Raw genomic sequence first — 21,141 nt, 5'->3', positions numbered from 1 at the left:
GGAGACGACTGCGCTTGCGCCGATGCCGAAAACCTGAATGATCGGCCCCGTGGCATTGCGCCCTTTGGTTGCCTGCCTCTTGGAGATCGTCGCGATATGCCGATACCCATGCCACAAGGCGCGGGCCTGTCATGGACGCCGCAGTTGCTCTGGCTGAATACCGTGTCCGGTGCGATCATCGCGGTCGCCTTCTTCTCCATTGCGTTCGTGATCGGCTCGTTTGTGTGGCGACGCCAGCGCGACGTCATGTTTCGCGGCGTCATCGGCGGCTTTGCGGCCTTTTCCGCGGCCAGCGGCGTGGCCCGCCTGCTGGCGATCCTCGATCTCTGGGTTCCAATGCCGGCCGTCGCAAGCGCCTTCGATGTGCTCCTGGCAATGCTGTCGATCGGGGTCAGCATCGCCGTGTTCAAGATGCTGCCCCGCCTTCTCGTGCTGCCCACGCGCATCCAGCTGCAGAAGGCCTATGACCGGCTGGAAGAGGAAATCAGACAGCGCCGCCAGGCCGAAGCCATGGTCGCGCGTTTCCAGGAGATCGAAGCCAATGAGGCCAGGCTGCGCCAGGCCCAGAAGATGGAGGCGATCGGTCAGCTCACGGGCGGCGTTGCGCACGACTTCAACAACATCCTCACGGTGATCACAGGCACCATCGAAATCCTCGCGGAGGCCGTCAAGGACCAGCCGCAACTCGTCCAGGTGACGAAGATGATCAGCGCCGCGGCGACCAGGGGCGCCGACCTGACCCAGCATCTGCTGGCGTTCGCCCGGCGCCAGCCGCTGCAGCCGCGCGCCACGGACGTCAACAAGCTCGTGATCGAGGCGGCGCGACTGCTGCGGCCGACCTTGGGCGAACAGATCGAGATCGAATCGATGCTCGCACCCGACATTGCGCCGGCCCTGGTCGATGCCAGCCAGCTCTCGACGGCGATCCTGAACCTCGCGCTGAATGCACGCGACGCGATGCCTCACGGCGGCAAGCTGACGCTGGAGACGAAACCCGCCACGCTCGACCCCGACTATGCCCGCCTGAACAACGACGTCATGCCGGGCAACTACATCATGATCGCGGTGAGCGACAGCGGAGAAGGCATCCCCGGCAACATGCTTGACAAGGTGTTCGAGCCGTTCTTCACCACCAAGGAGATTGGACGGGGGTCAGGCCTTGGACTCAGCATGGTCTATGGCTTCGTCAAGCAATCGAACGGGCACATCAAGATCTACAGCGAAGAGGGTCACGGCACCACGATCAGGCTCTATCTGCCCCTGGCCTCCGGGCCGGCGGAAGCGACGGTCGACGAGGTGCGGAAAACAGAGGTCGAACGCGGCAATGAATCGATCCTGATCGTGGAGGACGACGCGCTGGTGCGCGAATATGTGGTGGCGCAGGTCGGCCGCCTCGGCTATCGAACGCTTGCCGCCCGCAATGCCGGCGAGGCGCTTTCGATCATCGACAGCCCCGAACGCATCGACCTCCTCTTCACCGATGTGATCATGCCCGGCGGCATGAACGGCCGGCAGCTCGCCACCGAGGCGCTGAAGCGGCGTCCGGAGCTCAAGGTCCTGTACACGTCAGGTTACACAGAGAACGCAATCGTGCACCATGGCCGACTCGATGCCGGCGTTCTGCTGCTGGCCAAACCGTATCTGACGTCCGATCTCGCCAGGATGATCCGGATCGCCCTGGCGTCGTGATTCTTGCTGCAAGCCTGGTACGGCCCCGCGCGCTGATCAAAGCGAAACGCCCGGGAGTGCTCCCGGGCGTCAGTGTCAGGGGACTTTGCCGGAATAGGCTGGCGATCAGGTCGACGCGATCTTGCCCATCGCGGGGTCGCTGGTGGTGGCGCAGCCGTTCTCGACGTGACCGGCGAGCTGCCATTTGAAGCCCGGGTCGGTATCGGCGGTGACCGCCAGGTCGTACCAGCCTTGATTGTGCTGCACATGGATCATGGTCTGGAACGTCTCACCATGGCGCAGCCGGTGCTTTTGGCTCTGTCCGGTATAGTTGTCGACCAGCGTCACGGTGCAGATCGCGCCCTTGTTGGTCATGACGAGACCGAGACCGTACACGTCGTTGCCCGAACCCTCGTTGGAGAAGTCCATCGAAGAGATGTCGACATTGGCGACATTGGCCGCGATGCCGCCGCCCTTGAAGCCGCGGAAGAAGCCATTCGGCCCATACACCGACAGATCGTACTGCCCGGCGGTGGCGGCGAGATCCCAGACGTCGTTCAGCGACTTCTCGGATTCGACCGTGTAGCTCCACGGACCGAGCGTGCTGTTGCCCGAGCGGACATGGAAGCAGACGCCGGCATCGCCGGGATTGGCGAAGCGGATCGCGAACCTCTTCTGCGCAGGATCGGCCGAGCCGTCGACGCTCAGATTGTAGGGCAGCGGACGCGCCGGGCGGACACCCTGCTCCTGCACCGGCATCGCCGGCTGGGCCGGCGGCACCGGGTGGTAGTTGTCGTAGCGGATGCCGGACGTGATGTCGCTTGCGGGCGGCGCAACTGTCGGAGGCAGCGGCGCCAGGCCTTCGTTCGGCGAACGGAAGTTGAAGGCGGAGGTCAGGTCGCCGCAGACCGCGCGCCGCCAGGCCGGGACGTTCTTCTCGAACAGGCCGGGCGCCGTGCGGTGGAAACGTTTCTCGATGAAGCGGATCACGGAGGTGTGGTCGAAGACTTCCGAGCAGACAAAGCCGCCGCGAGACCAGGGCGAGACCACCAGCATCGGCACGCGGACGCCGAGGCCGTACGGACCCGCGACATGGCTGCCGTCACCGGCGAACAGATCGGTGCTGGTGTCGACGGTCGACTGGCCATATGCCTTCGACGGCGCCGGATAGGGACCGACCACGTGATCGAAGAAGCCGCCGCCCTCGTCGTAGTTGATCAGCAGGACGGTCTTGCTCCAGAGCTCCGGATTCGAGGTCAGGATGTCCAGCACCTTCGAGATGTACCAGGCACCGGGACCGGGCAGCCAGTTCGGATGCTCGCTGAACGCTTCCGGCGCCGCGATCCACGACACCTGCGGCAGCGTGCCGTTCCTGACATCATTGCGCAAAAGGTCGAACAGGGTCTCGAAGCTGCCGCCCTTGGCGATGTTGGTGCCGCGCAGCGCCTTCTCATAAAGCGGGCTGCCCGGCTGCGAGTTCTGATACTGGTGGAAATAGAGCAGCGAGTTGTCGCCGAAATTGCCGATCCACGGATTCGAAGTCCAGCCCCACGAGCCGGCCGCGGTCAGTCCGGTGCCGATGTCCTGATAGATCTTCCAGGAGATGCCGGCCTTTTCCAACAGTTCAGGGAAGGTCGACCAGTCGTAGCCGGCTTCCGCATTGGTGATGACCGGGCCGCCGTTCTTGCCGTCATTGCCGTCCCAGCCGGTCCACATGTAGTAGCGGTTCGGATCGGTCGGCCCCATCACCGAGCAGAAATAGGCGTCGCAGACGGTGAAGGCGTCGGCCAGCGCATAGTGCCAGGTCAGATCCTGACGGTTCATATGGGTCATGGTCGTGGTCCCCTTGTTCGGGATCCACTGGTCATATTTGCCGTTGTTCCAGGCCTTCTGGCCGTCGTTCCAACCATGCGCCACGTCTTCGACATAGACGTTGGCCGCGTTGTCGACCCGGAACGGCATCACGCTGGTGTTGCCGTTCGGCTGCTGCCAGACCGGATTGCCGTTGGGCAGCTTGACCGCACGCGGGTCATTGAAGCCCCGCACGCCGCGCATGCTGCCGAAATAATGATCGAACGCGCGATTCTCCTGCATGAGAACCACGATGTGCTTGACGTCCTCGATCGTGCCCTGACGGTTGAAGGCCGGAATCGCGTGCGCACGCTCGATGCTCTGGGTCAGCGCAGCGGTGGCAGCGGACGCGCCGAGCAGGCGCAGAAATTCGCGACGATCATGACGCATGTCATTCGACATCTATTCACTCCCCAAGTGATGCGTCGCGTCGAATAGGGGCGCGCGGTAACAGCCACGTGACCACAGCATTAAAGATGTGTGGCTGGTTGATGTCGCAGTCTGCTCTACCGCAGCGAGAGGAGCGAGCACGGGTCAGCCGAACATTCAGCCGAAGACGATGGAGCCGCCGGATTGCTCACGCGATGGCGTGGAGCGGTCCATGCCGAAGAACCTCCAGCACCAGCGGACCAGCCAAGTGCCGAGCAGCAGTCTCCACTATTGCAGCCGAGGCAGTGGTCGCAGCGTTTCCGAGGGCGTCTCGCCGAACATCTTCCGATACTCTTTGGCGAAATGGCCGGAATTGTTGAACCCGCACTTCAGCGCGATCGAAGTCACGGTATCGCCCGGGTCGGGATTGCAGAGCATGCGGCGCGCATGCTGCATGCGGTTCTGCTTGATCTTCTCTCCCAATGAGACCCCGTGGGCGGAAAAGTACTGATAGACCGCTCGGGGGCTGATGCCGTACTGCGCGGCGAGCTGTTCGATCGAGATCTTCTGGTTCCAGTGCCGTTCGATGTGGCCCAGAATCTTGCGAATCGGCTCGGGCGTGTCCCCGTCCCGGCCGGCCCTCGTTTCGGTGATGTCGATGGTCGAGCCTACGAGATGCGTCCGACCTTCGGATGAGCTGTCAACACAGGTCCCCATGCCGCGGACCCAACGAAAGCCGCCGCTGTCGTCGATCGTCCGATATTCCTGCGTGTAGCCGGCCCGCTTCACGATGGCCCGACGTATCACCTTCTCCAGCGCGTCCCTGTCGTCAGGGTGGACGCGGCGCATCATGTCGCGCAAGGATGGCACTGAGCTCGCGGGACTACCTGAAGACCGACCGTCGGTTTCAACCACGATATTGAATGTCGTGAGGCCCGCCAGTTTTTCGGCCGCCGCAAGCTGCCCTTCCAAGATCTTCGTCGCCGTGATGTCTTCGACGACGGCGCAATACCATCGTAGTCTCCCCTCGCCGTCCCGTATCGGATTGACGATCACATGGGCCCAGACCACGCTGCCATCCTGCCGAACGTAACGCTTATCGAGTTGGTACTGATCGATTTCACCGGCGAGCAGCCGCTCATGCTGGAGCCGGTTGCGCTCCCGGTCATCGGGATGCGTGAACTCGAAAAAGTCGATCCGATCGGTGATCAGCTGCTCCAGCGTGTAACCGACGATGCGGCAGTATTCCGCGTTCGCAAAGCGAAGCCGGCCGCCTTCGGCATCCACGACGGCAATACCGACCCCTAAACTGTCGAGGAACAGCCTCGGCATCTGGATGATTTCGGCAAGATCTTTTTCTGGCATGCCCGAGTATTGAAAGCGCGTTTGAAACCGGGCGCAAGCTAGCCCGCACCAACACTCAAATTTTGATCTAAAGCAAAGCAAACGCGACGGAACGAGCGGTGGATCACCAACGCCGGAACTCTTGCAGAATTCGAACAGCGCTGCAGAAAATCGCCTAACTAAATCTTACTAAGAGTTTGATAGATTTAAATAACCCCGGGATTTCCCGGAGATTCTTGGGAGTTCGAAACGCGCATCGAGCCGTAGCCCGCACCTCTAACTCGTCGTCACAAGACGCGACATCTCAAAGATGCGGATCGCCTCGGCCTGCCGGTATTTTCGAGCTCGACCGATTGGAGATATTTATGTTCGGCCGCAAGAACCAAAGTGAGACGATGGCCTCCCTGGCCGCGAGCGCGATTAGCGCCAAGGTCATGGTCGCAGACGACAAGCTCAACATCGTCTACATGAACGAGGCGGTGAAGGCGATGTTGCGCGAGGCCGAGCGCGATCTGCAGAAGCAGCTGCCGAGCTTCAGCGTCGACAAGCTGATCGGCACCAACATCGATTCTTTCCACAAGGATCCGTCTCGCCAGCGGCGCATGTTGCAGGCTCTCAATTCCGAGCACCGGGCGACGATCAAGATCGGCCCATGGGTGTTCGACCTTGTCGCCACGCCGCTCAAATACCCGGATGGAACCCGCGCCGGCACCGTGGTCGAGTGGTCCGACGCCAGCATCAGGCTGCAGAATCTGGATTATGCGGCCCAGGTCTCCGCGATCGGCAGATCGCAGGCGGTAATCGAATTCAATCTCGACGGTACCATCGTCACCGCCAACGACAACTTCCTGAAGGCATTGGGCTACACCTTGCCGGAGATCCAGGGCAAACATCACAGCATGTTCGTCGAGCCGCGCGAGCGCGACGGCGCGGCCTATCGCGAGTTCTGGGCGGCACTGAACCGCGGCGAATACCAGGCCGCCGAATACAAGCGGATCGGCAAGGGCGGTAAGGAAGTATGGATCCAAGCCTCCTACAATCCGATCCTCGACGAGCACGGCAAACCGTTCAAGGTCGTCAAGTTCGCAACTGACGTCACCGCGCAGAAGCTCCGGAATGCCGACCTCGCCGGCCAGATCGCCGCGATCAGCAAGTCGCAGGCGGTGATCGAGTTCAATCTCGACGGTACCATCATCACCGCCAACGACAATTTCCTTCACGCGCTCGGCTACACGCTTTCGGAGATCAAGGGCAAACATCACTCGATGTTCGTCGATGCGGCCGAGCGCGACAGCGGGGAGTATCGCGAGTTCTGGGCGGCGCTGAACCGTGGCGAATACCAGGCCAACGAGTATAAGCGCATCGGCAAAGGCGGGCGCGAGGTCTGGATTCAGGCTTCCTACAACCCCATCCTCGATCTCAACGGCAGGCCGTTCAAGGTCGTCAAATATGCCAGCGACGTCACCAAGCAGGTGCTGGTCCGGATGGGCAATGAGCGCGTCCGCAGCATGATGGAATCGGTCGCTGCCGGCGCCGAAGAACTGAACACCTCCGTCCGCGAGATTTCGGAAGCCATGACGAAATCGCGCGAGACCGCGATGGGGGCAGTGGAGCGGGTCGCGTCCGCCGATACGCAGGCCAAGCGCCTCAGCGATGCCGCGCAGGCCATGAGCGGCATCGTCGAGATCATCAGCGACATCACCGGACAGATCAACCTGCTGGCCTTGAACGCCACGATCGAATCGGCTCGCGCCGGCGACGCCGGGCGCGGCTTCGCCGTCGTGGCCTCGGAGGTCAAGAACCTCGCCAATCAGGCCAAGGCGGCCACCGACAAGATCGGCTCGGAGATCGGCGGGCTGACGGGAATTTCGAGCGAGGTCGTGAACGCGCTGAACGCGATCAAGCTCGAGATCCAGAACGTCAGCGAATACGTCACCTCGACCGCGGCCGCGGTGGAGGAGCAGAGCACGGTCACCAGCGAGATGTCGTCCAGCATGCAAAGGGCGGCAGCGGAAGCCCAGGCGATCGCCGCACGCGCCAATGCGTAAGGAGGACAGCGGCGTTCGCTGTCCGGGTGAGGCACGTTCGATGCGCCGATCTAGGCAACGGCGCTCGTCCCCCTGATCAGATCGCTGGCCTTGTCGGCAATCATTAGCGTCGAGGCGTTGAGGTTGGCCGAGATCATGCGCGGCATTACCGAGGCGTCGACCACGCGCAGGCCCTCGAGGCCATGCACGCGCAAATGATCGTCAACCACGGCCCAGGTGCTGTCGGCCGGTCCCATCCGGCAGGTGCAGCCGGGATGGAAGGTCGTGGTCGCTCGCTCCGTGGCGGCAGCCAGGAGCTCATCATCGCTGGAGACCTTCGGTCCCGGAAAATCCTCATAGGCGTAGTACGGCGCGAGCGGTGCTGACGCGAGCAGCCGCCGCGCCAGCTTCATGCCGGCGACGACCACGCGGCGGTCAAGCTCGGCGGTGAGATAGTTGGTCTGGATCACGGGCGGAGCGAACGGGTCGGCCGAGCGCAGCCGCAGATAGCCGCGGCTCTCCGGTCGCTGCTGCCAGGAGGCAACCGTCATGCCCGGCTCATCCTCGAGCTGGCCCTGCACGCCCTCCTTGTAGCTTGCCGGCGTGAAGGTGAGCTGCAGGTCGGAGCTCTCCGCGGTCTCGCCGGAGTGCCAGAAGCAATAGACCATGGTCGGCGACAGCGACAGGATGCCGCGCCGCGTCACCGCCCATTTCAGCGCCTCGCCCCACAGATTGACGCCGCGCGCGAGCTCGTTGATGGTCTTGATGTTCTTGACCCGTGCCACCGTGCGCGGCGCATAGTGATCCTGAAGGCCTTCACCGACGCTGTTCAAGGCATGGCGCACCTCGATGCCGTGCTCGCGCAACAAATCCGGCGCGCCGATCCCGGAGAGCTGCAGCAACTGCGGCGAATTGTAGGCGCCTCCGGAGAGGATGACTTCCTTGCGCGCGCGCACCTCCATCGGCACGCCGCCGCGTCCGCCGCGGCTGTAGCGCACGCCGACGGCACGCTTGCCGTCGAGGATCACGCCGGTGGCATGTGCGTTGGTGCGAATCTCGACATTCGGGCGCCGGCTCGCGGGCCGCAGGAACGCAGTCGCCGACGAGACGCGGCGGCCGTTCTGGATCGTGCGCTGGACGTAGGAGACGCCCTCCTGGATCGCGCCGTTGTAATCAGGATTGCGCGGAATGCCGAGGCTGATCGCGCCATCCATGAAGGCTTCGCACAGCGTGTCCTTCCACTCCATCGTGGTGACGGTGAGGCTGCCGTCGCGGCCGCGATAAGCCTCGTCGCCGAGGCCGATCCGCTTCTCCATGCGCTTGAAGTAAGGCAGGATGTCCGCATAGCTCCAGCCGCGATTGCCCATCTGCGCCCAGGTGTCGAAGTCCTGGCGCTGGCCGCGATTGTAGATGTGGCCGTTGATCGAGGAGGAGCCGCCGAGCGTCTTGCCGCGCGGCGCATAGATGCTGCGCCCACCGGTATAAGGGCCCGGCTCCTGCTGATAGCCCCAATTGATGCTCTTCATGTAGAAGGTCTTGATGAAGCCGGCCGGCAGGTGGATGTAGGGATGCCAGTCGCGCGGCCCCGCCTCCAGCACGCAGACCGTCACCGACGGATCCTCACTCAGACGGTTGGCGAGCACGCAGCCGGCTGATCCTGCGCCGACGATCACATAGTCGAATGTATCCATCTTGATCTTTTCACTCGTTCGTCCAGCCGCATGTGCCATCACGCGGCGCGCATCGCACCATCAACGCGTCTTGTCATGCAGCTGATAGTCGAGATGGGCTCTCACGGTCGGCCATTCGGACGCGATGATGCTATAAACCACTGTATCACGCAGCGTTCCGTTCGGCGCAATCTGGTGGCTGCGCAAGATCCCGTCCTGCTTGGCGCCGAGCCGTTCGATCGCCCGTCGGCTCTGGTGGTTGAAGAAATGGGTGCGGAACTCGACGGCGATGCAGGCGAGCGTTTCGAACGCGTGGGCAAGCAGCAGCCTTTTGCACTGCGTATTGAGCGCGCTGCGCTGCACGCGCATTGCATACCAGGTCGAGCCGATCTCGACCCGCCGGTTGGCGGCGTCGACGTTCATGTAGGTGGTCATGCCCGCGATCCGTCCCTCGGCATCGAACACCGTGAACGGCAGCATCGTGCCCGCCGCCTGGAGACCGAGCCGTCGCTCGATCTCCTTGGCCATGCTCTCCGGCGCCGGCACCGAGGTGTACCAGAGCTTCCACAGCTCTCCGTCTTTCACCGCATCCACAAGCGCGTCGTGGTGCGTCGGTGACAGCGGCTCGAGGCGCGCGTGCGGACCGCGGAGGGTGATCGGTTCAAGAAATGCCAATTTCGTCTTCCTTCCCTCATCCTGAGGAACATCGCGCAGCGATGCGTCTCGAAGGATGAGGCCAACAGCGGGGGCATGGTTCGAGACGCGCCTGCGGCGCTCCTCACCATGAGGATCATCTATTGCACTATTTGTTCAAAAAGTTCAGCGGCAATCCCGGCCGGGGCCAGTCCATCGCCACCAGCTCGCCTTTGCCGGACAGCGTGATATAGGCCGTCTTCAGGTCCGGCCCACCGAAAGCGATATTGGTGGTGACGCGGTCGCCGGTCGGCACCTGCTCGACGACCGTGCCATCCGGCGCGATCACGCTGATGCAGCCACTGACCAAGGTCGCGACGCAAACGTTGCCACCGGCCTCCACCGCAAGCGAATCGAACATCTGGTAGCCGCCGAGACCAGCAATCGGCTTGCCGCGTTCACCGCGATAGATCACCTCGCGCGGCCTCACCGTGCCGGGCTCGGAGAGCTCATAGGCCCAGAGCCGCGCGGTCGGTGTCTCCGCGATGTAGAGCGTCTTCTCGTCCGGCGACAGGCCGATGCCGTTGGCCGGCAGAACGCCATGCACGGCCTCGACGATCTCGCTCATGCCGGGCTTGAGGTAGTAGAACGCGCCGACATCCATGTCGCGCGCGCGGCGCTTGCCGAGGTCGGAGAACCACAAGCCGCCGTGACGGTCGAACACCAGGTCGTTCGGCCCGCGCAGCGCATGCTCGCCGCAGCGGCTGACCACGGTTTCGACCGCGCCGCTCTGCAGATCGACGCGCTGGATCGAGCCGCCCAGATAGTCCTCGGGCTGCGCACCGGGCATGATCATCTTGCCCGTCGGAATCCAGGAGAAGCCGCCATTGTTGCAGATGTAGATCTTGCCGTCCGGCCCGAGCGCTGCGCCATTCGGCCCGCCGGGAATCTGCGCGACCACCTCCTTGCGGCCGTCGGGCCAGACCCGGGTCAGCCGGCGGCCACGGATTTCGACCAGCACGACGGAGCCGTCCGGCATCGCCACCGGCCCTTCCGGAAATTCCAGATCGGTGGCAAGCACACGCAGATTGGCCATTCGGACGTCCTCCCGCTCTTGTCGGCGCAGGCGAACGCCGGATTTCGATCGCCTGCAAACGTTTTTTTGCTGACGTCGTTATGGCAAAGCGACGCCTGCTTGCCAAGCAAGCGAGCCTCGGCCGCGCTGCAGGGCTGCGTTGCAGCAGGCTGGCGCGAGCGGTCTATTCGATCACCGGCACCCAGATCTCGAAACCACCATTGCCGGTTTCCGGATCGAAGCGCGCACCGTAGCGCTCGAAAATCGGCGCGTCGGCAACCTTGTATCCGGATGCCGGCAGCCAGTGATTCCAGATCGCGCTCATGGTGCGGCGAATGGTGGAGACATGCTCGGAATGGGCGAACACCGCGAAGGTCGCCGCGGGAATGCGAACCTTGCTGAAGTCGCGCGGCAGATCGGAGAAGTCGGTGACCTCGACGCCGGCGATATAGTCGAAATTGCCGGCATCGTCGCCGTTGCAGCAGACGCCGTAGGCGTCGCCGCCGACGCGGCCCGGGATGGCGTCGACCGTCTGATGAAACCGCTGCCAGAGAGCGGGAATGCCAGCGGCATTGTCGTGGCTGAAGCGGTCGCCGACGCCGGCGACGAGCAGCGGCTTGGTGCTGATGATACGAGGCGGGGCAAGATTGGCGAGCGGAGTTGAGTCCATGGTGATCGGCTCCAGAAGCTTGAGGCCATCAAGGCGCGCCTTCATGCGGACCGTCTCCGGCGTGACGCCGAACTGGTCGCGGAACGCGCGGGTGAACGCTTCGTGGGAGCCGTAATCCGCCTCCAGCGCCAAGGTGAGAATATCGGGCGCGCCGGCGGCCAGAGCGCGCGCCGCCTCGCTGAGGCGACGCAGCCGCACGTAACGCATCACCGAGACGCCCATCGCGGCCGCAAATGCGCGCACCAGGTGGAAGCGCGACACGCCGGCGATAGCGGCGATGTCGTCGAGCGCGAGCGGCGCCGACAAATGGCTCTCGATGAACCAGAGCGCCTTCTGGGCTGGACTGCCGGACAACGGCCCTCCTTTCGAAACGGCGCGATCATCCGCGATCTTCGAATCCGGGACTTGATCGCCGTTGCGCTCTCCTAACGCTTCGGCACAACGGAACCGCTATTTCCCGCTGTCTTTCGCGACCGGCGCCGCATCCTTCGCAGGTGCATCGACTTTCTTCTTCAACTCATCGAGAAGCTTCGCCTGTGCCGATTTGAGTTCCTCGATCGTGCCTTGCTGTGCTGCGAGCGCAGCCTTCAGCACCTGGACCTGACGGTTGGCGGCATCGATCTTCTGCTGATGGTCGAGTGAGAGCTTGGTGATCATCTTCTGCAGGAACTCAACGTTGCTCTGCAAGCAGGACGTGCGACGGTCCATCGCCTTCTCGGCGGTGCAGATCTCAAGACCTGGAACGTCCTGCGCCAGCGCCGCCGTTCCCGTCGCCAAAGCAAGGCAGAAACACAGCGAAAACATTCCAAGATTCGATCTCATCACAATTTCCTCATCCCGCCGCCCCACACATGAATTTGCGTGGAACTAGCACCTTGTCCTGATGCTACCATACTCACACCTCAATCACGCATTGAGGTTGTGAGCGCTGGGACCCGTTTCGAGGGAGATGCACAGAATGGCTACGCGCGAAAAACGGCTGGCGCAATTCGATGGCAGCGGCGAACCGCCGCCGGGACAAGCGGTCGAAGTGCTATGCGAGGATCATAGTGGCACTTACCAACTGCCGTTTCCATGCCTCTATGTCGACGGCAAATGGCACAATCAGGAATCCGGCGGCATGCTGGAGGCGACTGTCGTCGCCTGGCGCTTTCCGCGCATGGGCTTTGATTCGCGCCATGGACGGTCGGAGCGCACCAATGGCACGTTCGCGTCCGCTCGCGCATCATCCTATTGATTGAATCCGCGTCCCTGAGCGTCGCTCGGGGACGGTCTTGCCGAAAATATGGTTTTGAACGCAGGTTGGGCATCACGACGGGATAGGCCTAAAGCGCGATGAGATTGGGATGAACCGCCATCGCGCTTTAGGTTATTGTTTGAGCATGATCTCCGCGCAAACGCGTTCCGCGTTTGTGACGAGGGAAAACCGCTTCGCACTTTTCCGGATCATGCTCTAGCAGCGCCAATCATACCAGCTGACGCCGGCCATCCCGCCGTCAAATCCTGCCAATCGAAGACGCGATATCGACCATCGCTGCCGCAGCCACCACCGACACGATCGCGCGCCTGCGCACAGCCTGTCTCAAAACGCGACGCCGGGCTTGTCCGGCTTAATGTTTGGAACGCGGCCGGAACGAAACGCGGCCGAATCAGCTGCGACGCGCGGTACGAGACCTGTTCACGGCTAGATGTCGTGCCGATCTGCCGCGGCCTACCACATGCGGTCCACATCACGCCGATCGCGGGCTCGCGACCGGCGTCAAAGGTTAATCGCGATGAAGCATCGTCGACGCGCTAGCTCCACGGCGTCACGGGCGGCACCTTGTCGGTGGCGGGCGGCATCTCGACCGTCTTGAAATCGGCGGGGCTGACGATCTCCAGATATTCCATGTCGGGCGAGTAATCGAACAGGTAGTGCACGATGCCCGGCCGCTGGTGGACGACGTCGCCGGCCTGAACGAGGGTCGGCTTGTCCTCGTACATGAAGCGGGCCCAGCCCTTCATCATGATCACGATCTGGAAGTCGCAATCATGCCGGTGCCAGCCGGTGCCGTCGGTCGGAGGACAGCCGGGATTGGCCTTCACCAGATGGCAGATCACCTGGCCGCCGGTTGCATCGGCAATGCCGAGATCGCGGTAAAGGAAGAATTCGCGCAGGCCTCCGCCCGTGTAGTCGGTATCATCAGGCTTCACATGCGAGAACTTGGACAGCACGGCATGCTGATTCATCACGGCCTCCTCCGGTTGATACACGGGGACCCGCAGCCGTCGGCGTCCATTTGGATGGGCTGCAGCGGCCACCTCGCCCGAAAGCCTGTTTGCCTATGCGAAAAGTGCGCCAGCGCCGCGCGCACGTGGCGGTCAGCTTGCGAACCGGCGTGAAGCCGCTGATCGGAGAACCGATTTTGTGTTCGATGATCGCATCGGCCGGCCGGGCCGGCGCGGTCCGCGGCCGCGCAGAAAATACGCGGCCGGGTACAAAAATGAGCAGGCCTCTGCTCCGTGTGTAGCCGCGCTTAGTATTCGACCTCGAGCTCCTCGATCTCGGCCGGTTCGGCTTTGGCGGCCTCGATCCATTCCTGCATCTCCGGCATTGCCATGATCATGTCGGCATAGGCCTGAAGCCGCGGCTCGAGCTTGACGTCGTACGTCACGAAGCGGGTGACGACCGGTGCGTACATCGCGTCCGCCATGGTCCGCTCCCCGAACAGGAACGGCCCACCCGACAGCTCCAGACACTCGCGCCAGATCGCCGAGATGCGGTCGATATCGGCCTGCGCCCGCGTCCAGATCTTGAAGCCGGGGAAATGGGCCTTCAGATTAACCGGCAGCGAGGCGCGCAAGGTGGTGAAGCCCGAATGGATTTCGCCACAGATCGAGCGGCAATGGGCGCGCTGGATGCGATCGGCCGGCAGCAGGCCGGCCTCCGGGAAAGTCTCGTTGAGATAGTCGGCGATCGCCAGCGTATCCCAGACCGTCGCACCGTCATGGCGCAGGCACGGCACCAGGATTGAGGACGACAGCAGCAGGATTTCCGCGCGCGCCGACGGGTCGTCGGGCGCCACGACGATCTCGTCGAAGTCGAGGCCCGCGAATTTGGCGAGCAGCCAGCCGCGCAACGACCACGACGAATAATTCTTGCTGCTGATCGTCAACGTCGCTTTTGCCATGCCGCCTACCCTCTTTGTCGTCTTTGGTTCAGGGCCCGGTGGTCGGCTGGACCGACCATCGGCGGACGCCGATGAACGTCCGGAGCCCGATACTCCAGCGATTTCACGCAGCAAGCGACATGCCAGTTTTTGAGGCAGGACTCCCCGGCTCTGGCTCCGATATTGCATGCCAAGACATGAAGTGACGGACCCCGACCCGATGGCGCTGCTGTATCAAGCCTTCCAGAACCACATGGACCTGACCGAGCCCTGGCGCCAGGGGGCATCGGCCGCGCTGCGTTACCTCAACCTGATCCCGCCCGGCCTTTCCCATCGCGCCTGGCGGCGCCTTGGCGCGGCGCTGGAGCTGGTCTCGCGCTCCGCGCTGACCTATGCGCGCCCGGCCTACGGGATCGACAGCGTCATGGTGGGCAACCGCGAACTGCCGGTCAGCGAAGAGGTGACGTTCAAGACCCCGTTCGGCTCGCTCTTGCATTTCAAGAAGGACGGTGCGCCGGAGCAGCCGCGCATCCTGCTGGTGGCGCCGATGTCCGGCCATTTCGCCACGCTGTTGCGCGGCACGGTGAAGACGCTGCTGCAGGACCACGACGTCTATATCACCGACTGGTACAACCCGCGCGACATTCCGCGCGCGCACGGCCGCTTCGGCCTCGACGACTACACCGAGCACCTCATCACCTTCTTAAGCCAGCTCGGGCCGCGCCCGCATATGGTCGCGATCTGCCAGCCCTCGGTGTCCGCGCTCGCCGCCACCGCCATCATGTGCGAGGACAACCATCCGTCACGCCCGGCGACGCTGACCCTGATGGCAGGTCCGATCGACACCCGCGTCCAGCCGACCAAGGTGAACGAATTCGCCAAGAGCAAGCCGATCAAATGGTTCGAGGACCATCTGATCCACTACGTGCCGCTTCAGTGCCAGGGCGCGTTCCGCAAGGTCTATCCGGGCTTCGTGCAGCTCACCGCCTTCGTGTCGATGAATCTCGAACGGCACGTCAAGCAGCACATGGACCTCGCCAACCATCTCGCCAAGGGTGAGACCGAGAAGGCCGAGGTGATCAAGACGTTTTATGATGAGTACTTCGCGGTGATGGACCTGCCGGCCGAATTCTATATCGAGACCGTGCGCGACGTCTTCCAGGAGCATCTGTTGCCGCAGGGCAAGCTGACCTATCGCGGCCGCACGGTGAATCCGGCTGCGGTACGCCGCATGGGCCTGATGACGGTCGAGGGTGAGCGGGACGACATCTGCTCGATCGGGCAGACGCTGGCTGCGCAGGAGCTCTGCACCGGCGTCCGCAACTATCGCCGCGTGCACCACATGCAGGCCGGCGTCGGCCATTACGGCGTCTTCAGCGGCAAGAAGTGGAACAACGAGATCTATCCGCTGCTGCGCGATTTCGTGCACGTCAATTCGTGACGGCCGGCCTCAGCATCGCCGGAGCGTAGGCACGCCGCCGCGTCGCCGAAGGCGTCTCGCCGAACTTCGCCTTGTAGGCACCGGCCATGCGGCCGAGATGGGTGAAGCCGAGATCGAAGGCCATATCGATGATGTGCACCTCCGGTGGGGCATTCATCAATCGCGCATTCAGCTGCGCCAGCCTGAGGTCGAGCAGCATCTCCGAAATCGAGCTGCCGAAATGGCGGCGGAAGCCGCATTGCAGCGCCCGGATGCCGATGCCGACGGTATCAGCGAGGCGCACGAGGTCCAAAGGTTTCGTCGCATGCGCCTGCAGATAGTCCCACGCGCGCTGCAATCGGCGCGGCAACGCTTCTGACCGGCCGGAGAACCGCAGGACTGCATCCGACAGGTTGTGAGTTCGGCGAACGAGCAGGAGGTCGAGCAGCGACTCCCGCCAGTCCGCGGCCGCTACGGCCGACAGGATGCGGTGCGGCCCGATCCGCTCCGCCAAGCCAGCGAGTTCATGGATGCGCGCCGCCAGCATCGATCCGCAGCCTTCGGAGACATCGATTGCGGCATCGAAGGTGATCGGCTGCACCATCTTGCCGGACAAGGCTGCCGCGCGCTGCTCGACCAGCCGGCGGTCGACGAGCAGGATCAGCTGCGCGCAGTCGTCCCAGACCATCCGCGTCGGCAGCGTGGGCGACAACAGCGAGGCGACGTCCGGACGACTCTCGACCTCACGCGATCCTGCCCGGATACCGGCCGCCCCCGATAGGGGGAGCTGCACCAGGAAAAAGCGCTCGAGGCAGCCGGGGTCGATGGTGACGACCCCGCCATAGGCCACGTAGTTGATCGAGAAGCCGTCAAATGCTGCGCAATTGTGCACCGCGCCGAAGTGCTGGGCCGTCCGATCGACCGGCTGCAGCCGATGCGGGCAGAAAATGCGTCCTATCTGTTCGGCCGCCTGGTCGATGTCAGTTGTTGCAACGCGACAGAACTCCGGGAGTCGCGGGCTTGCGAACCCGCTATCAGATCGACCCGCGCCCGCTTCTGCAGACAACATCGCCGCCATCGCCTCTCACACGATCATTTTAAGCCTATAATAATCAGCTGCCGTGGTCGAGGGATTCGTTTTCCGGATAGACAGCGCGCCAACACCGTCCGATCCTCCAGCCGTGCATGAGGGAGACGAGCCATGACACCACTGGAGAAAGGCATCACGGCGGCCGGTACCGGCTATGGCGGCAAGCGCTGGAACATCCTGGGCCAGCTCTATTTTCCGAAGGCCATCACCGATTCCACCTTCGCCTTCGAGACCAACAGCGAACCCGGGCAGTTCGTGCCCGTCCATGTCCATCCTACCCAGGACGAGTTCATCCTGGTGCAGGAGGGCGTCCTCGATCTCAAGCTCGACGGTGTCTGGGTCAAGGCCCATGCCGGCGACCTGGTCCGGATGCCGCGCGGCATTCCGCACGGCTATTTCAATAAGTCCGACAAGCCGGCCCGCGCGCTGTTCTGGGTGTCGCCGATGCAGAAGCTGGAGGCGCTGTTCAACCGGCTGCATGATCTCACTGACCCGGCCGAGGTCGTCAAAATCTCGGCCGAACACGAGGTCGATTTCCTGCCGCCCGAGGCCAACGATTAGCCGACGACGACGCGCTGCGATCGACCTTGGGGGCACGACGTCCAGGTCGATTGCAGGCGTAACCAAAGTTACGTCCACGTGATGAAGGCAAGCGGCTAGATAGGCCGCAGCCTGCATCTGGTACGGCACGCCCTGCCCGTCCAGGCGGACGGGGACGGCCGTAAGCTTCGGTCGCGCCGGGCGGCCTCCGCAGTGCAAATCTCCACCTGCAGCCGCGCGGCAGACGAACGCTGCCAGCGGCCGGCTGCCTTCGATGAGGGTACCTGCCATGATCATTCGGAAGAACGTGTGCGTGATCGGTGCCGGGGTCTCCGGTCTTGCGGCGGCGAAGGCGTTTTCAAAGCGCGGCCACAACGTCACCATCATCGAGAGAAGCGGCGATCTCGGCGGCGTCTGGGAGCCGGCGCGCTCCTATCCCGACGTTCAAACCCAAAGCCCGAAAGAGCTCTACCGCTACACCGACAAGGCGATGCCGGAGTCGTATCCGGAATGGCCCAAAGGACCGCAGGTCCATGCCTATCTCGCCGACTATGCGCGAGACCACGGCCTCGATCGCATGCTGCGGCTGAACACAACCGTCCTGGCCATGCACCGCCGCACCGACGGCAAGCCGGGCTGGACGCTCGATCTCGCGGTTAAGGGCGGAGAGAACAGCCGCGCGGATTTCGACTTCGTCGCCATCTGCATCGGCCAGTTCAACGAACCGCAAACCTTGAGCCTTCCCGGCGAGGAGAGCTTCAAGGCCGCAGGCGGCCAGATCCTGCATTCATCACACTATAACGATGCGGCTCTCGCCAAGGGCCGCAAGGTCGTAGTGCTCGGCGGTTCGAAGTCGGCAACCGACATCGCTGTGAATGCGGTGAAGTCTGGCGCGCGCGAGGTCACAATCATCTATCGCGAGCCGGTCTGGCGCATTCCCTACTTCATCGGCGGCCTGATCAACTTCAAGCGCATTCTCTACATTCGCGCGCAGGAGCAGATGTTCGCAAGCTGGGGCATCGGACCACTCGCGCGGCTCGCGCATGCAATCGCCAAGCCCCTCGTCTGGGCCAATTGGCGCGGCCTGGAGACCCTGCTCAAGGCGCAGCTGAAGCTTGAGAAATGCAAGATGGTCCCCAAGGAGCCGATCGAGGTCGGCATCAACTGCTCGGTGCCGATCGCAACGCCCGATTTCTTCCCGATGGTTGCGGACGGCCGGATCAAGGCCATCCAAGGCACGTTCGACCATTACGAACCGCACACGATCGTGACGAGCGGTGGCGAGCGCGTGTCGGCGGACCTCGCCGTGCTCGCGATCGGCTACAAACTGGGCGTGCCGTTCCTCTCCGGCGCGGATCGCGCCAAGCTCGTCGACGCCGACGGACAATATCGCCTGTATCGGCTGATCGCCAATCCGGACCTGCCCGATCTCGGCTTCGTCGGCTTCAACTCCAGTTTCTGCACCGTGCTGTGTGCCGACATGGCGGCGAACTGGCTGGTGCGCTACGCGGATCGGCAGCTGGCGCATCAGCCGAGCGAACGCGAGATGCGCGACAACATCGAGATGATGCTGCATTTCAAGCGCGTCGAGCGGCCTGCGGCGGGAGTCTATAGCGGCCTGTGCGTGGCGCCATATCATTTCAAGCATTTCGACGAGCTGCTGGCCGATATCGGCACCGCCAAGCGGCACCGCAATCCGCTGGCCGAGATGTTCGCTCCGCCCAATGCCGACGCCTATGCTGCGTATCTCGCGTCGGCGCCCGACTACCGGGTCAATGCATGACAATGGGTGGCCAATTCGGCGAGCGCTGCGCTGGAATCCGGTTGCAGTTCGCCGATCGTGGCAAGTCATAGGCGATTTGATAGGACAAACTGCAAGGCTGACGTCCAAATCCACCCTGGTTCTTTCCCGAGAAGCGGGCTATGCAAATTGCGCGGCGCGATCAATGAACCGCACAGAATGCTTGTCCTCGGGAGGATACCAGATGAAATCACCGGTCCGCTTCCGCGCTCTCGTGCTTGGATTTGCCACTGCGGTCGCCCTCGGCAGCGTGGCGAGCGCCGCAGAGGTGCATGTGATGATCTCGGGCGGGCTGACCGCAGCCTTCAAGGCGCTGGCGCCGGAGTTCGAGCGCACCACCGGCAACAAGGTCACCGTCGCTTACGGGCCCTCGATGGGCACCACGGTCAATGCGATCCCGGTGCGGCTGGAACGCGGCGAGCCGGCCGATGTTCTGATCATGGTCGGCTACGCGCTTGGCGATCTCATCGACAAGGGCAAGGTCGCCGCCGACAGCCGTGTCGATCTGGTGAAGTCGCCGATCGGCGTCGCGGTCAAATCCGGCACGCCCCATCCCGATATTTCGACCGCTGACGCCGTTAAGCGCGCCCTGCTGGCGGCGAAAACGATCGCCTATTCCGACAGCGCCAGCGGCGTCTACGTCTCGACCGAGATGTTCGACAAGCTCGGCATCAAGGACGCGATGAAGGACAAGGCGCGGATGATCCCGGCCACCCCGGTCGGCGAGATCGTCGCCCATGGCGAGGCCGAGATCGGCTTCCAGCAGATCAGCGAGCTGAAGCCGGTGACGGGCATTGATATCGTCGGCCCGCTGCCGGACGAGCTGCAGAAGATCACGGTCTTCTCGGCCGGCATTGCCACCTCGTCGAAGGAGCCGGAGGCCGGCAAGGCGCTGATCAAGTTTCTGACCTCGCCGGCCGCCCGCGACACGATCGTCAAGAGCGGGCTCGATCCGATCACGCCGGCCGCCGGGCACTGATCACTGCGTCCGCAGCGGCGCGTCCTTCAGCCCGTTGTCGTCGAAGGCCTTGCGCAGCGCCCCGTTCGACTTGGCGTCGGTCATGAACTTGGTCACGAAGGCAAGCGCCTGGGGATGCTTCGGCGGCACGGCCACGGCCGTCGACGTCTTGGCGAAGGTCTCGTCGAGCACCTTCGTGCCCGGGAGCTTTTTCGCCATTTCGTTGAGCTGATCGCGCGACAGCGCGAAGGCGTCGACCTCACCTGCGGCGAGCAGGCTGAACGCTTCATCATAGGTCTTGAAGACCGTCACCTTCGCCTTCTTCAGATGCGCCTTCGCGCTGCGCAGGGTGGTGGTGTCCTCGATCGCTGCGACCTCGGTGCCGTCCTGGTCGAGTGTCGCGAAATTAGTCACGGTCGAACCCGACCTGATGATGTAGGTCGCATCGGCGATATCGTAGACCGGGCCGAACGCCAGCTTGCCGTCGCGCTCGGCGTCCTTCGGCAGGAAGGCGACGTCCCAGCCACCTTTGGCGCCCGCATCGGTGATCTCGCCCGAAGTGTGGTACTCGACATATTCGACCGGGACGCCGACCTGTGCAGCCATCGCCTTGCCGAGGTCGACCGGAACGCCGGCGTAGCCGTTCTCCATCCGCGTGCACCAGAACGCACCGCCGGCCGTGCTGGTCGCGATCGCAACCCGCAACTTGCCCGTCGGGGCGATCTCGTCCTTCAAGCTCGCAGCATATGCGCCGTTCGTTGCCGCCACCACGGCAGCAAACGCCAAGACCGCAGCGCCTAGGCCGCGCCACTTCAACAACATGGCCTCTCCCATCAGTTTGCACGGTGGAAACACACCGTCCACCATGGCGAGGGC

The 21,141-nt window shown here is 63.4% G+C and carries 18 protein-coding genes; 7 read left to right on the top strand and 11 right to left on the bottom strand.

Translation table 11 applies throughout. The annotated features are described in order from the left end of the window. Window positions 1-96: 96 nt before the first annotated feature. The gene (locus ACQR1W_RS21840; protein WP_434852724.1) at window positions 97-1,689 is read left to right on the top strand and encodes an ATP-binding protein; all 1,593 of its coding nucleotides are present in this window, start codon (window positions 97-99) and stop codon (window positions 1,687-1,689) included. A 105-nt stretch (window positions 1,690-1,794) separates the two neighbouring features. Here ACQR1W_RS21840 and ACQR1W_RS21835 read toward each other — a convergent pair whose 3' ends face one another. Both ACQR1W_RS21835 and ACQR1W_RS21830 read right to left on the bottom strand, forming a co-directional pair. Next, window positions 1,795-3,921 carry a phosphocholine-specific phospholipase C gene (locus tag ACQR1W_RS21835; RefSeq protein WP_434852723.1) on the bottom strand — a complete coding sequence of 709 codons (2,127 nt, stop codon included), beginning with the start codon at window positions 3,919-3,921 and terminating at the stop codon, window positions 1,795-1,797. Between the two features lie 255 nt (window positions 3,922-4,176). Then, window positions 4,177-5,253 (bottom strand): PAS domain S-box protein, encoded by a 1,077-nt coding sequence (locus ACQR1W_RS21830; RefSeq protein ID WP_434852722.1) that lies wholly within the window; start codon window positions 5,251-5,253, stop codon window positions 4,177-4,179. Between the two features lie 344 nt (window positions 5,254-5,597). Here ACQR1W_RS21830 and ACQR1W_RS21825 point away from each other — a divergent pair, with 344 nt between their 5' ends. Then, window positions 5,598-7,280: a PAS domain-containing protein gene (locus ACQR1W_RS21825; RefSeq protein WP_434852721.1), complete on the top strand. Its 1,683-nt coding sequence runs from the start codon at window positions 5,598-5,600 to the stop codon at window positions 7,278-7,280. Between the two features lie 50 nt (window positions 7,281-7,330). Here the strand turns inward: ACQR1W_RS21825 and ACQR1W_RS21820 are convergent, their stop codons facing one another. The 5 genes from ACQR1W_RS21820 to ACQR1W_RS21800 form a co-directional block, all read right to left on the bottom strand. Then, on the bottom strand, window positions 7,331-8,950 hold the full coding sequence (locus ACQR1W_RS21820) for a GMC family oxidoreductase (protein WP_434852720.1): 1,620 nt from the start codon (window positions 8,948-8,950) through the stop codon (window positions 7,331-7,333). 60 nt (window positions 8,951-9,010) lie between these two features. Further along, window positions 9,011-9,604, bottom strand: a complete 594-nt coding sequence (locus ACQR1W_RS21815) for a GNAT family N-acetyltransferase (protein WP_434852719.1) — start codon at window positions 9,602-9,604, stop codon at window positions 9,011-9,013. 127 nt (window positions 9,605-9,731) lie between these two features. Beyond that, window positions 9,732-10,658: an SMP-30/gluconolactonase/LRE family protein gene (locus tag ACQR1W_RS21810; RefSeq protein WP_434852718.1), complete on the bottom strand. Its 927-nt coding sequence runs from the start codon at window positions 10,656-10,658 to the stop codon at window positions 9,732-9,734. Between the two features lie 163 nt (window positions 10,659-10,821). Then, a complete protein-coding gene (locus ACQR1W_RS21805; protein ID WP_434852717.1) occupies window positions 10,822-11,661 on the bottom strand; it encodes a GyrI-like domain-containing protein in 840 nt (279 codons plus the stop codon). Between the two features lie 96 nt (window positions 11,662-11,757). Further along, on the bottom strand, window positions 11,758-12,111 hold the full coding sequence (locus ACQR1W_RS21800) for a hypothetical protein (protein ID WP_434852981.1): 354 nt from the start codon (window positions 12,109-12,111) through the stop codon (window positions 11,758-11,760). A 154-nt stretch (window positions 12,112-12,265) separates the two neighbouring features. Between ACQR1W_RS21800 and ACQR1W_RS21795 the strand changes: the two genes are divergently transcribed. Further along, window positions 12,266-12,544: a hypothetical protein gene (locus tag ACQR1W_RS21795; protein WP_008974541.1), complete on the top strand. Its 279-nt coding sequence runs from the start codon at window positions 12,266-12,268 to the stop codon at window positions 12,542-12,544. A 557-nt stretch (window positions 12,545-13,101) separates the two neighbouring features. Here the strand turns inward: ACQR1W_RS21795 and ACQR1W_RS21790 are convergent. Together ACQR1W_RS21790 and ACQR1W_RS21785 are read right to left on the bottom strand one after the other, a co-directional pair. Beyond that, window positions 13,102-13,536 carry a cupin domain-containing protein gene (locus ACQR1W_RS21790; protein WP_434852716.1) on the bottom strand — a complete coding sequence of 145 codons (435 nt, stop codon included), beginning with the start codon at window positions 13,534-13,536 and terminating at the stop codon, window positions 13,102-13,104. 287 nt (window positions 13,537-13,823) lie between these two features. Next, window positions 13,824-14,477, bottom strand: coding sequence for a glutathione S-transferase family protein (locus ACQR1W_RS21785; RefSeq protein ID WP_434852715.1), 654 nt, complete (start codon window positions 14,475-14,477; stop codon window positions 13,824-13,826). 199 nt (window positions 14,478-14,676) lie between these two features. Between ACQR1W_RS21785 and ACQR1W_RS21780 the strand changes: the two genes are divergently transcribed. Beyond that, a complete protein-coding gene (locus ACQR1W_RS21780; RefSeq protein WP_434852980.1) occupies window positions 14,677-15,897 on the top strand; it encodes a polyhydroxyalkanoate depolymerase in 1,221 nt (406 codons plus the stop codon). Here the strand turns inward: ACQR1W_RS21780 and ACQR1W_RS21775 are convergent. Next, window positions 15,887-16,954, bottom strand: coding sequence for an AraC family transcriptional regulator (locus ACQR1W_RS21775; RefSeq protein ID WP_434852714.1), 1,068 nt, complete (start codon window positions 16,952-16,954; stop codon window positions 15,887-15,889). The two genes, ACQR1W_RS21780 and ACQR1W_RS21775, sit on opposite strands and share 11 nt — an antisense overlap. A 123-nt stretch (window positions 16,955-17,077) precedes the next feature. On the opposite strand from ACQR1W_RS21775, the gene ACQR1W_RS21770 reads away from it, so the two are divergent. From ACQR1W_RS21770 to ACQR1W_RS21760, 3 genes are all read left to right on the top strand, one after another. After that, entirely contained in the window at window positions 17,078-17,527 is a 450-nt protein-coding gene (locus ACQR1W_RS21770) for a cupin domain-containing protein (protein WP_434852713.1), read from the top strand. Between the two features lie 268 nt (window positions 17,528-17,795). After that, window positions 17,796-19,289, top strand: a complete 1,494-nt coding sequence (locus ACQR1W_RS21765) for a flavin-containing monooxygenase (RefSeq protein ID WP_434852712.1) — start codon at window positions 17,796-17,798, stop codon at window positions 19,287-19,289. Window positions 19,290-19,491: 202 nt separating this feature from the next. Then, window positions 19,492-20,286 (top strand): substrate-binding domain-containing protein, encoded by a 795-nt coding sequence (locus tag ACQR1W_RS21760; protein ID WP_434852711.1) that lies wholly within the window; start codon window positions 19,492-19,494, stop codon window positions 20,284-20,286. Here the strand turns inward: ACQR1W_RS21760 and ACQR1W_RS21755 are convergent, their stop codons facing one another. After that, a complete protein-coding gene (locus ACQR1W_RS21755; protein WP_434852979.1) occupies window positions 20,287-21,084 on the bottom strand; it encodes a transporter substrate-binding domain-containing protein in 798 nt (265 codons plus the stop codon). Window positions 21,085-21,141 lie beyond the last annotated feature (57 nt).

Origin of the sequence: Bradyrhizobium sp. HKCCYLS1011, assembly GCF_051167795.1 — a bacterium.
In the GTDB taxonomy this organism is placed as follows: Bacteria; Pseudomonadota; Alphaproteobacteria; order Rhizobiales; family Xanthobacteraceae; genus Bradyrhizobium.
Note: the sequence above shows the minus strand (reverse complement) of the source record. Positions and strands in the feature narration are given on the sequence as shown.